9 protein-coding genes, 1 tRNA gene and 1 pseudogene are annotated in these 11770 nt (G+C 65.8%); 1 reads left to right on the top strand and 10 read right to left on the bottom strand.

Going from position 1 to position 11770, the window contains the following annotated elements; genetic code table 11:
* Positions 1-20: 20 nt before the first annotated feature.
* The 10 genes and pseudogenes from PSH03_RS31090 to PSH03_RS31045 all read right to left on the bottom strand — a co-directional run bounded on the left by PSH03_RS31090 (position 21) and on the right by PSH03_RS31045 (position 10083).
* Positions 21-1862, bottom strand: coding sequence for an ABC transporter ATP-binding protein (locus PSH03_RS31090; protein ID WP_238691203.1), 1842 nt, complete (start codon positions 1860-1862; stop codon positions 21-23).
* On the bottom strand, positions 1798-3693 hold the full coding sequence (locus PSH03_RS31085) for an ABC transporter ATP-binding protein (protein WP_238691339.1): 1896 nt from the start codon (positions 3691-3693) through the stop codon (positions 1798-1800). The genes PSH03_RS31090 and PSH03_RS31085 overlap by 65 nt, the downstream gene beginning before the upstream one ends.
* A 195-nt stretch (positions 3694-3888) precedes the next feature.
* On the bottom strand, positions 3889-4836 hold the full coding sequence (locus PSH03_RS31080; protein WP_238691202.1) for a glycosyltransferase family 2 protein: 948 nt from the start codon (positions 4834-4836) through the stop codon (positions 3889-3891).
* 144 nt (positions 4837-4980) lie between these two features.
* On the bottom strand, positions 4981-5496 hold the full coding sequence (locus tag PSH03_RS31075) for a hypothetical protein (RefSeq protein ID WP_238691201.1): 516 nt from the start codon (positions 5494-5496) through the stop codon (positions 4981-4983).
* Positions 5486-5872 carry a carboxymuconolactone decarboxylase family protein gene (locus PSH03_RS31070; protein ID WP_210780994.1) on the bottom strand — a complete coding sequence of 129 codons (387 nt, stop codon included), beginning with the start codon at positions 5870-5872 and terminating at the stop codon, positions 5486-5488. Before PSH03_RS31070 ends, PSH03_RS31075 begins: the two co-directional genes overlap by 11 nt.
* Before the next feature lie 233 nt (positions 5873-6105).
* Positions 6106-6633 carry an aromatic-ring-hydroxylating dioxygenase subunit beta gene (locus PSH03_RS31065; RefSeq protein WP_210780993.1) on the bottom strand — a complete coding sequence of 176 codons (528 nt, stop codon included), beginning with the start codon at positions 6631-6633 and terminating at the stop codon, positions 6106-6108.
* Entirely contained in the window at positions 6630-7934 is a 1305-nt protein-coding gene (locus PSH03_RS31060) for an aromatic ring-hydroxylating oxygenase subunit alpha (RefSeq protein ID WP_210780992.1), read from the bottom strand. The genes PSH03_RS31065 and PSH03_RS31060 overlap by 4 nt, the downstream gene beginning before the upstream one ends.
* A gap of 20 nt (positions 7935-7954) precedes the next feature.
* Entirely contained in the window at positions 7955-9121 is a 1167-nt protein-coding gene (locus PSH03_RS31055; protein WP_238691200.1) for a nucleotide disphospho-sugar-binding domain-containing protein, read from the bottom strand.
* Between the two features lie 564 nt (positions 9122-9685).
* Positions 9686-9943, bottom strand: a pseudogene (locus PSH03_RS33130) (IS5/IS1182 family transposase); the annotation flags it as partial.
* 64 nt (positions 9944-10007) lie between these two features.
* A tRNA-Lys gene (locus PSH03_RS31045) sits at positions 10008-10083 on the bottom strand.
* Between the two features lie 187 nt (positions 10084-10270).
* Here PSH03_RS31045 and PSH03_RS31040 point away from each other — a divergent pair.
* The gene (locus tag PSH03_RS31040; protein WP_210780990.1) at positions 10271-11533 is read left to right on the top strand and encodes a L,D-transpeptidase; all 1263 of its coding nucleotides are present in this window, start codon (positions 10271-10273) and stop codon (positions 11531-11533) included.
* Positions 11534-11770 lie beyond the last annotated feature (237 nt).

Raw genomic sequence — 11770 nt, 5'->3', positions numbered from 1 at the left:
CATCTGCGAAGCCGTGGTGATCAGCGATATGCGGCCGCCTGCAGGCTGAAGAACTCCGCGTACATCCCGTTGAGCGCCAGAAGTTCGTTGTGGCTGCCGGACTCTGCGATCCGCCCGTCCGACACGACCAGGATCAAGTCCGCCATCCGGACGGTCGAGAGCCGGTGTGACACGAAGACGGTGACGCCGCCGGTACGGATTCCCACGTCACGCGCCGCGTCGGAGTACCTGTCGAACAAGGCGTGTTCGGTCAGCGGGTCCAAGGCGGCGGCGGGCTCGTCGAGCAACAGCAGCAGCGGATCGTCGCGCATCATCGACCGGCTCAACGCGATGCGCTGCCACTGCCCGCCCGACAGTTCAGCGCCGTTGTCGTAGGACTTGCCAAGATAGGTCTCCAGGCCGATCGGCAGCCGGTCGATCACCTCCCCGGCGTCTGCTCGCCGAATCGCCCGCTCCACCGCCCCCGGTTCGTCGAGTCGAGGCACGTCACCGAGGCCGATGCTGCTTCTGGCCCGCAGCTCCAGCCGGAGGTAGTCCTGGAAGCTGGCGGAGATCCGCTGGCGCCATCCCAGCGGGTCGAGCCGCCGCAGGTCGACGCCATCTATGGTGATCTCGCCTGCGGTCGGCCGGTAGAACTGGCAGAGCAGCTTGACCAGGGTGGACTTGCCGGAACCGTTGTCGCCGACGATGGCGACGATCGTGCCGGAAGGTATGCGCAGGCTGAGGCCCTGCAGCACGTCGGTGTCGGTGCCCGGGTAGCGGAACGCGACGTCACGCAACTCGATGCCGTGGGTGAGGACGGCGGGCGGTGTCTGGTCAGCCGGCGGGCCGGGTTCCGGCGGCGTGGCATCGCGGATCCAGCTCAACCAGCCGAAGGCGCGGGCGTTGCGTTGCAGCGCCTGGGCAAGCGCGACAGCGCCGGCGGCCTGCGCGTTGGTTTGCACGGCCAGCGTGATGGCGAGGACCACGTCGCCGACGGTGCGCTCGCCGCCGATAGCGGCGCGGACGACCAGGACGATGGAGCCGATGTACCCGAGCGCGAAGATCAGCTGACCGGTGAACCGCAGGGCCGCGCCGGCAAATTCAGCCCGGCGCAGGCGGCTGTCCACCTCGCGGCGGACCACCCCATGGCGGCGGCGGAGCTCTCCGCCGAGCCCGAAGAGCCGAATCTCCTTGGCGGCGATCGAGCTGAGGGCCAAATCGAACAGGTGCCAGCTCATGCGGGTCGACTCGGCGGTCACGAGTTCGGCGCGTCCCAGCCGCTTCTCGGCCAGCCGCCCGGCGATCAGCGGGGGGACACCGAAGATCGGCAGGAGGAGCAGCCACGGCTCGATGCGGGCGAGGAGCACGGCGGTCAGCGTGATCTGGGTGAGTAGCACCCCGATCGTCAGGACGGTCTGCACGCTCTGACCCAGCGTCCACGACTGCTGTCGGAGCAGCTCGAAGCGATCTGCGGCGTCCCGCCGTTCGTGCAGCGCCAGCCCGACCGGCCCGTGCGCCAGGTCGCCGAGCTGACGTTCGGTGTCCTGCCTGTGCAGATCACCGAGCTCGAAGAAGAAGATGTGGGCGAAGTGCTCCATCGTCAGGCTGAGCAGGACACTCACGGCGGCAGCCGCTGCCGTCCAGACCGCGACATCGGTCCGCCGGTCGAGGGCCGCGTCGACCGCCACACCCAGAAAAAGCGCCAGCAGCGGTCCACTCACGGCGCCGAGCATCATCAACAGGGCGGCGGTGATCAGCCTTCCCGGGCTGAGTCGCCACGCCGAGGCCAGCGTCGCGCCGGCACTGCGCAGTATTCTATTCACAGCCTTCGACCTCCTCCTCGGTGAACCGCGCAGCCTGCAGCCGAAACAGCTCCGCATAGCGACCGTCGAGGGCGAGCAGCTCTTCGTGGGTGCCCTCCTCGACGACGCGACCGTGTTCCAGCACGACGATCCGGTCGGCTCGACGCACCGTGGAGAACCGGTGCGAGATGACTACGCTGGTGACGCCCCGGGTCAGGTCGAGGAATCGCTCGAAGAACGCCACCTCCGACCGCACGTCCAGGTTGGCGGTCGGCTCGTCGAGGACGAGAATGCTGGCGCCACCGTCGACGGCGACGAGAGCACGGGCGATGGCGATGCGCTGCCACTGCCCGCCGGACAGTTCGGCGCCGCCGGCGTATCGCCGCGACAGTGGAGTCTCCAGGCCGCGGGGGAGATGGTTGACGAAATCCGCCGCGCCGGCCTTTTCCAGGGCAGCCCGGACCACCTTGTCGGCACGCTCCGGCTCCGCGAGCATCTCGATCGCGCCGAAAGCGATGTTGTCGCGCACCGGCAACTCGAAGTGGGTGAAGTCCTGGAAGATCGCGGCAACCCGGCGCTGCCACGCCGTTGCCGGGAAGGTCCGAATGTCGACGCCGTCAGCGGTGATCGCCCCGGCCGTCGGTTCGTAGAGCCGGGCCAGAAGTTTCACGAGGGTTGTCTTGCCTGCGCCGTTGAGGCCGACGATCGCCAGCGATCGGCCCGCCTCGATGGTGAGGTCGAGGCCGTTCAGCACCGGCGGCCCGCCCGGGTAGGCGAAGGACACCTTGTCGAATCGCAGCACCGTCCTGGGCAGTCCAGCCGGATCGCCCCTGCCGCTCTCGGTGGTGCGGGCGTCGGCCTCGCTCATCCTCTCGATCCGCTCCACCGACCGGTAGGCATTGAGGCCCTGCTCGGTCGCCACATCGGACTCGGCGATGAACCCGCCGATCCTCATGGCGGCCAGGGACGCCTGGAACACGAGTATTAACCCGCCCAAGCCGAGCAGTCCGGCCGCCGTTGCCTGAGCCGCTCCCGTCAGCAGCACGCCCAGCAGTACGAAGGCGACAAGAACATAGAGTATGTAGGGGCCGTAGAACAGCCGGCGCCGGGCCCGCCAGACGGGGAGCACGGCGTCCATGGCGGCCGTCGTGTACTCCTGCTTCAACCAAGGTAGAAGGCCGAAGACCCGCAACTCCTTCGCCGCCGCGGGCTGGAGCAGCATGGTACGGAGATATTCGCCGCGGCGCCGCAGCCGGGCGGTGCTCCGAAAGACCTCGGTGAACACCGACAGGCCGAGCCGGTAGCCGAAGCGGATCGTCAGGGCCGCGACGAGCAGAGCCGGCCCGGCCCACCACACGAAGGCGACCGACGTGACCCCGGCGGCGAGCACGGTCTGCAGGTACCGCGAGATCAGCGCGATCTGACCGGCACCCGCGGCACCCGGCGACCACATCTCGGTCCGCAGCCGGTCCGTGGCGTCAGCGACGTGATCGAGCAGCTCCGGATCCTCCATGACGGCCACGCCACCGCTCGCCTGGGAGGCCGCCATCAACCGGTCACGGACGAGATCGTCAAGGCGACGGCGGATCAGGTTGCCGAGCAGTTCCTGTACCGGCAGCAGCAACTGCACTCCGAAGAACGCGGCCGCCGCCAGAATCAATCTGGTCCGAAGATCGCTCCAGGCCGCTGAGCCGAGCCCGCCGGCTACTGCGTCCGGCACTCGGGCGACCACGGCCGAGGTGGCGAGGATGAACGCGACCGGCAGGATCCCTGCGGCAATCTGGATCATCACGGCGGACGAGACCAGCGACGAGCCGGCTTTGGGCACCAGGTGCAAGATTCTCATTCGCCCGCCGAGGCGCGATCTGTGGCCGTGGACAAGTTCCGCCCACACAGACCTTTCGTGCATCGTCACCACCAGGCGCCTCCCGTGCGGCTGTGAACCCTATCGGCGCATGGCAGAGCCCTGCACGCGACGCGCTGACCGGGGCCGGCAACATCGACGACTGTGGGTCCAACTTGTACTTCATCACTCTTGAATGACGTAGGGACATGTAGGCGCAGACGTTGATGGATTCGCCCCGGACCCGTACCCCAACCCTGCCTACGCGACAGGAACAGAAAATTCACCTTCCTTAACCTCAACCCGTGAACCAGGAAAGGCCGCTGGGGTCGACCTTGCGCAAAGTTCGAACTGCTCGTAAAGATCGATCCAGTTGGCGCCGACCGCAGGGTTGAAGATTGGCGCAAGCATGGCCTGCAGGATCACCTCGGGAACTTCCTTGTGCAGCGCGATGAATAGGCTCAAGTTCTTCAGCCAGCCCTCATATACAGACATGTTGGGGCTCAGCGGTGGCCCTTGATGGTAGGCGAAGCTTTCTTCGTCGAAGACGAGCTGGGTGCCGGAGCGGCCCAGCCTGTACCCCAACTCGGAATCCTCCAGGCCCCATCCTCGAAATCCCTCGTTAAATCCACCGACGCGCTTGTAGTCGACGCGTGGAACAGAGACGTTGCAGGTGAAGAACAGATGCCACGAGGTCTTCAGATCGCCGACACCGATATCACTCAGGCGACTCAGCACGTCCAGCCTGATGTCGCTCTTGATTATGCCGCCAAGGAATTCCTCACCGCCGTCTCTCATAAAGCGATCGTCGAACGCTTCCGGAGTCCGCAGGTACTTTCTGAAGCCGATGACGGCCTTCTTGGCGCCAATGACTCGGTAGTGACGAAGATGCCGATCGACGAAGGTGGGTGGAACCAGTTGATCGCCGTCCACGAAAATCAGGATGTCGCCGGTCGCCTCTTCTGCACCACGATTTCTTGCGGCACTTCTGGACGACGTTGCCGAACGAGGCAGATGCAGGTAGCGGAACCGGGAGTCCGCTGTCACGTGACGCTGCGCCGTCTCCGCAGTCAGGTCGGTTGATCCATCATCGACGATGAGCACTTCGAAGGAATCGGAGACAGTCAGAGTTTGTGCACGAAACGTGCGAAGGCATCTGTCCAGCAACACGGACGAGTTGAATGTCGGCACAACCACTGATGCCTTCATCGGCGGTCTCCATTCCAGAGCAGAAACCGGATTCCCAACGTGGGAAGCCGAGCAGCGGGTTCTCCAAGATTCGATGTCGAACCGCCGGCCGACAGCCGACGACCGGCGGCGCTGCTGTCGTTTTAATCTGAGATGCCGCCCCGGTCAGGTGACTCGGCCGCGCCGCCCCCCTGAAGCGTGAAGGGATTCCGCGCGCCAGGTGCATCCGTCGCCTGCCTGTTCGCACGACACTGTGACGTCCGATTCGACGTAACGGGCGGCGATGGCGGTGTTGAGTTCCTGACAGTACGGGCATGGTGATGCGAAAGTCAGTTTGACGCCGGCAGCGGCGGCCTGTTTGCGGTACCGCAGGATCCCACATTCGGCGTTGCGCAGGACGGTGCCAGAAGGCTGGGGCTCGCTGGTCACTGCCGAGTCGTAGAGCAGCAGTTGGCGCTGCAGCCGGTTCATGAAGTGGACGGTGGCAGACTCTCCGGCGGGCCGCTGCGACTGCAGGAGGTCGGCGGTGATGCGGGAGTTCGCCTGGATCCACGCGGACACACCCTCATCGCCGTGCACGCCTAGAATGAACTCTTCGGCGGCCGCCTGGGCCTCGAAGAACCGCTGGCGCCAGAGATCGACCTTGACTGCGGCGTCGAGGGAAGCAGGGTCACTGGTCATGGTCGGTGTCCTTGCCAGGGGCGAGCTCGGCGAATACCTCTTGGGCGATCCGCAGCCCGTTGTTGGCTACCGGCCAGCCCCCGTAGTAGGCGAGCTGGATGATGATCTCGATGATCTTCTCTGGTGGCATCCCGAGGTGCAGGGCGGCGCCGATGTGGCCGCGCAACTCCCAGTCGGTCCGGGCCAGGGTGACCGCGGTCAGCGCGATCAATTCGCGTTCCTCGACGCTCAGGTGCGGGCGGGTCCAGATCTCACCGAACAAGTGGTCGATGGTGAGCTGCAGGAAATCGGGGTAGGAGCCTGGGCGGGGTTCGCGGCCGAAGACGTGCTTGAACATGGCCTCACCCCGCTCATGTCGGGCAAGCGGCTGGTTCATCGATCACTCCTTCGTGTTGCCAGGTGGCCTGTCGGACAGTGGTGGATTCCTACGACGCCACGGAGACGACGAGCAGCAGCGCGGGCGCAGATGTCAGTACCCATCGAGAAGGCAGCGACCAGCCGGCCCGCGCCGCCACCGACGTCACCGATCAGCGCGGCAGGTGCGGCGCAGCCTGAACTAGACCCACCCCTGCGCCAAAGCTGCGAGCAGGGCCGTGTCTCTGTCAGATCTCAGAGGATGATGCTGAGCTTTCCGTGTTCGCGAAGACTCTCGTGGTCGAGCACCACGAGACGTCGCCGGACCCGGAACGACTCGCCCTCGACGGCGAGTTCGAGCCGACATTTTCCGACGTAAGAGTCAGAGCGCCCGTGCCCGAACCGGTACACGACGACATTCGCCGCCACATCGAGGTGCGTGCCCCGATCAGCCAGAACCTCCACGTTGCTGATCATCCGATTTGTCCGCGACAGGGGGTTCTCGCACCACACCTCGCCGTTGAGGAGTTGCTCGATCCGCTGGCGCAGCCGGGCGGCGTTGTCGTCGATGAGCCCGAGCGCATCGGCCGACTCGCCCCGAACGTCGGTGGCCGGCACCAGGTAGCGGATGTCGTCGGTCAACATCTCGTCGTACCACTCGCGCAGGCGCCACTCGTCGAGCAGCCGCGCCTCACGGAAGAGGAACTGGCTCACCCGGTGCCACAACCGCATCTGGGCCGTCTCGTCAACCACCAGTTCGGTGTTGATCGTGTCGGTGGTCATCGCCGTTGCGCCCCTTGCCTCTCGGCCCGCTGAGTGACGTGGTGAGCTTCCTCGTGGTCGTCGCCGTCGTACATCAGCCGGTCCCACTGCCGCCAGAACTCGCGGGCTGGGAGCTCGTCGGTGGTCTCGGGGACCTCCTTGGCCATACCGCGTGACAGGTCCGAGTAGCGGAGCGTGCGATTGAGGTAGCCCCGTTGACATGACTCGATGATCTCGATGTCGTCGGGGGTGGCGAAGCCGGCGGGACCGAGGAAGGTCAGGTAGTGACTCTTCCGCAGTTCCCGTATGTCCGGATCCTCGTCCTTGGGGGCCAGCGCGACAGAGGTGATCGACATCTGGCCGGCGCCGACCGGGTCGATCTTGCGGATGGTTATCCCGATCGCGTCGATGATCATCAGATTGGGGAAGATCATCAACGCCCTGTTGGCGCCGGTGATCCGTTGGGCGCGTTCGGCGCCGAACCGTTCGACGAACCGTGCGGCCGTCGCCTCCATCCGCGACCTGACCTCAGGGGGAAACATCGGCGTCCAATAGGCGAGCGGTCGAGCTGCCGCCGGTACCAACTCATTGGCGCCATGCCCCCGGCCGAGAGCGCGGGCGAACCCGCCACGTCGTCGCGGCGCCATTGTCCCGAGCGACTCGATGTAGCTCACGTAACGCTTGTGCAGGGCGCGGAAGTGGTAGATGTCGACACTGTTCTCCATCATGAGCTTCCAGTTGGCCCGAGCCCCGTGCAATTGCGCACCTTGGATCACCTCCATTCCAACTTCGGACTGGTCGGCGACCAGATCGAGGTACTCCGTCGCGCCCGCCAAATATCCGGTCAAGGTGCGTGGCTGCTCAGGATCGAAGGTCGCGAACACGAAACCCCGGTAACTGTCGCTACGGTGCCGTGCCAGGTCGAAGTCGGACTTGCGGAAGCCTGGGCCGTACCCGTCCGGAAGCGGAACTCCGACCAGGTCGCCTTGGTTGGAGAATGTCCAGTCGTGGTACGGGCACCGGAAAGATCTGGCCTGCCCGGCTGACTGCGAGCAGATCAGAGCCCCGCGGTGCGGGCAGCTGTTGGCGAACACTCGAATCACCCCGTCGGAGCCGCGCGCCATGACCACCGGGCGCCCTCCGACATCACGTGACACGTAGGAGCCCAGCGCGGGCACCTCGGATTCGTGCCCGACGTACAACCAGCAGCGATCGAAGATCTTGGTCATCTCCTGTGCGGCCACGTCGTCGTCGGTGTAGGCCCGGCGGTCCACCCGGAATGAGAAGCTCTCAAGATCATCGAACACGATCTGGTCGGCCACCGGCCGCTGCAGTTCTATCGTCACTGCTCCCCCTTTCGCTGTAGCTTCTCGGCCGTGCTGATGACCATCTCTGCCGTGCGCGCGGCGGAATCGCCGCACTCGGGCTGCGCCGCGCGCAGCCGCGCCCGGTAGCTCCGGTCGGGATCAAGCAGATCGGTGACAGCGTCAGCGACCGCCTGTTCTGAGACGTCGGCCGGCTCCAATGCCGTCCCGAAGCCCGCGGTTTCCACGAAGTACGCCTGGATTGGCTGATCCACAGCTAGCGGGATCACCAGCATCGGTGTCGCCGCCCGGATCGACTCCGCCACCGAGTTGTAGCCGCCATGGGTGATGAACACGTCGGCGCGCTCAAGCACCTCACGTTGTGGCACGTACGGGGCGGTAAGCACGTCGGCGGGCAGCGCGAGTTCCTCAGCGAGATCTCCCACCGCGGCGACCACCTGCGCACCGGTCTTCACCGCTCCCATGATCACCGTGCGTAGGAGGTCGGGCCGCCTGAAGAAGATCGTGCCGAAGGAGACGAACACCAGCGGGCGACCGGGGCCGATCTCCTCCAGGCCGGGAAAGGCGACCTCGTCACCGCGCTTGCCTGCCGCACCCGGCAACCCGACCAGCTGCACACCGTCGTCGGTGACCGCCTCATCCCCGACGAGCGAGGGAATCGTCGGCATCAGATTGAGAAGCGGCGAACGCGCCGAATGAGTCCGGGTCGACCACAACACCCCGCGCCTGGTCAGATAGTCGCCAACCTGTTCGTCATACAGCCAGCGACCTTGGCGACGCTCCTTCGGGCATACCCCGCCCAGGTTTGCCCAGATCATCCCGTACGGCACACCCGATGCCTGCGCCCCGGCCATCGCTGCCGCCAATACCGGCAGCGAATCGAGCAGCGCGAAGTCCGGTGCCGTCGCCCGCAGCGCATCAGCCACCTGGTCCGCCACCGGTGACGATTCGAGCATCGGACCGATCTTTGCCGGATCGTCGCTCCACGGGGCCATCTCGACCTGGCCGACCAGGTGGACCTCCGCCGCACCCAGGGCCTGGCGACGCTGCTCGCCGAGCGCGCCACCGTCCGCAGACAACAACAGCAGCACAACCTCATTACCGGCGGCTTGGAGCGCATTGACCACCGGAATGTACGGGTTGAGGTGACCATGCTGAGTTGTGGTGAGGAAGGCGATGCGCACTAGATCTCCGATCCAAGGGAAACGAACAGGCCAACTCAGGATTTGGGCCGGGGTCAACTGCATCGTCCACGATTACGACACCCGGCCTTCAGTGACGAGTCGAGACCGCGAGGCACGAGCGGCAGAAATCCGCCCGCAGGCACGCGAGAACGCCCGGCAGGGCGAAGTAACCATCAACGTCCAGATACTCTTACGAGGATCTACGCATTCCCCACCATCGCTGTGGGGACGCGGACCAATCTACGTTTACTACTCGGAAACAAACTTGCAATAAAGGACCCGACGCCTGCGCCCGGCGGCTGCGAAAAGTGTGCCGCGAGCCGTGATCATTGTCAATGCCTTGAATTTGTCGGCACATCCACAACTCTGCCCACTTTGACCGGACTCCACCTCGACCCGCGGCACGCAGGTCCGGTTCCTCGGCGCGAAGGCGTGGAGGCGTGGAGGCCACGGTTTCGCAACCATTCCGGCCGAGTCGCCGGATTTCATGCAATGGTGTCGATGAGCTTTGAAAGACCGAGGCTACTGAGCCATTCCGTGCAAGGACTTGATCACGGGTGGTGATCATGTGGTTCGGGCATGGTCGAAGTGCAGCAGGGCGAGGGCGGCTGCCACGATCTCGCCGATGCGCCATGGGTTGAGGCTGACGTTCCGGAGTGCCTTGAATGTGGTCTTGAGCAGCGAGTTTCCGCGTTCACCGATGGCGCGCAGGTCGTCGGCGGCGGCTCGCAGCGCCGGGAGGGTCTCCGGATGGGTACGCGCAGCGGTGGTGTCGTGCTCGCCGCCGGGTCGCCGGGTCCAACGGCTCCCGAGCATCCACCCACCATCGACGTACGCGAAAAAGGCCCTAACCCAGTGTGAACCACCAGGTCAGGGCCTTGATCGTTGGTGCGCCGCCAGGGACTCGAACCCCGAACCCGCGGATTAAGAGTCCGCTGCTCTGCCAGTTGAGCTAGCGGCGCTCGTCGGCAACGGAGAGAACATTAGCACCCCTGGAACACGGGCTCCAATTCGGTTCCCCGGGTCCCCCCTTCGGTCGAGCTTTGCCGGCAAAAAGCCCCAAACCGGCCACCGCCACCAAGATCGGGGCGTGGGTTGCGGCGGTGATGCGGCACGATGTCCGCCAGGTACGCGAGAACAGAGGTGGGCATGGCACGGTTCACGCGAGCCGGGGCGGTGGTGGGCGCCCTGACTCTGGCGGCGTCGCTGGCACTGACCGGATGCGGCGGCGACGAGAAGAAGCCGGAATTCGTTGGCGGGGCGTCCTCGGACGTGAGCGCCACCCCTGGCTCAGCCGCACCTTCGACGCCGAGCACACCGAGTGGGCCGGCGCTCACGCTGAGCCCGGCGAACGGCACGAAGAATCGGCCGGTGAGCACGGAGATCAGCGCGAAGCTCCCGGACGGCGGGAAGGTGTCCGCAGTCACCCTGACGGCGGACGGCGGCGGCTCGATCGAGGGCAAGCTGCGTACCGATGGTTCGTCCTGGGTGCCATCCGCTCCGCTGAAATGGGGCACCCGCTACACGGCCACGGTGACGGCGAGCGCGTCGGACGGCACGAGCAGCCAGGGCACCAGCAGCTTCACCACGATGGCCAAGCCGAAGTCGACAATCGGTTCGGGCCTGTACCTCTTCGACGACAAGAGTTACGGGGTGGCCATGCCGGTGGTCACCGAGTTCCACCCGGGTATCCCGAAGAAGGACCGGGCGGCGGTGCAGAAGCGGATGTTCGTCCGGACCGACCCGCCGCAGCCGGGCGCGTGGCACTGGGTCAGCAATGGCACGCAGGCCTACTACCGGGCCCCGGAGTACTGGAAGCCGGGCACCACCATCACCGTGCGGATCGCGCTGGCGGGGGTGCCGCTGAGCAACGGCAAGTACGGCGACATCGACCGCAAGGCCACCGCCAAGATCGGCCGGTCGTTCGAGATGAAGGTCGACAACGCCAACAAGAAGATGACGGTGTACGAGAACGGCGCGCCGGTACGCACCATTCCGGTGAGCCTGGGCAAGAAGAGCACACCGTCGTCGAGCGGCACGATGGTGGTGATGGAGAAGAAGGAAGCCACTGTCTTCGACACCCGCGACGACCCGGATCCGGCCAACCGCTACGTGACCGACATCCAGTTCGCCCAGCGGCTCACCTGGGGTGGCGAGTACATCCACGCCGCGCCCTGGTCGGAGCACGTGCAGGGGCGGCAGAACGTCTCGCACGGCTGCGTGAACGTGTCGATGGCGAACGCCAGGTGGTTGTTCGGCAAGACCCGGATCGGTGACCCGATCACGATCAAGGGCACCGAGCGCAGGATCGCCGCCGGTAACGGTTGGACGGCGTGGAGCCTGAGCTGGTCGGAGTTCATCAAGGGCAGCGCGTTGCCGGTGCCCAGTGGTGGGGCCGGCCCGGCGGTCTGAGCCGTCGGCCTCGTTGCGCCGGCTCGGCCGTTGGCCGGGCCGGCGTACCCTTGCACTCCCGCCGCTCGATGACGGCGCGGCGACCCCCGCGCTCCCGGTACGGAGACGAACCAGGCTCACGAAACGCCGGATAGTAGCAGGATTCGGGCACAATTGATGGCGTGTTTCGGTTCACCCTCGGCAACCGGGGTCGGCTCTGGCGCGTCAGTAAGAGACGATGGGGCAGCGACCACAACT

Source organism: Micromonospora salmantinae, from assembly GCF_022230905.1.
GTDB classification, from domain to species: domain Bacteria; phylum Actinomycetota; class Actinomycetes; order Mycobacteriales; family Micromonosporaceae; genus Micromonospora; species Micromonospora salmantinae.
Note: the sequence above shows the minus strand (reverse complement) of the source record. Positions and strands in the feature narration are given on the sequence as shown.

Excerpts from the sequence above, each read along its gene's own strand:
- PSH03_RS31070 (WP_210780994.1), bottom strand. The coding sequence starts at position 5,872 with ATGAACCAGCCGCTTGCCCGACATGAGCGGGGTGAGGCCATGTTCAAG.
- PSH03_RS31080 (WP_238691202.1), bottom strand. The coding sequence starts at position 4,836 with ATGAAGGCATCAGTGGTTGTGCCGACATTCAACTCGTCCGTGTTGCTG.
- PSH03_RS31075 (WP_238691201.1), bottom strand. The coding sequence starts at position 5,496 with ATGACCAGTGACCCTGCTTCCCTCGACGCCGCAGTCAAGGTCGATCTC.
- PSH03_RS31090 (WP_238691203.1), bottom strand. The coding sequence starts at position 1,862 with ATGCGGAGCTGTTTCGGCTGCAGGCTGCGCGGTTCACCGAGGAGGAGG.
- PSH03_RS31040 (WP_210780990.1), top strand. The coding sequence starts at position 10,271 with ATGGCACGGTTCACGCGAGCCGGGGCGGTGGTGGGCGCCCTGACTCTG.
- PSH03_RS31065 (WP_210780993.1), bottom strand. The coding sequence starts at position 6,633 with ATGACCACCGACACGATCAACACCGAACTGGTGGTTGACGAGACGGCC.
- PSH03_RS31085 (WP_238691339.1), bottom strand. The coding sequence starts at position 3,693 with ATGCACGAAAGGTCTGTGTGGGCGGAACTTGTCCACGGCCACAGATCG.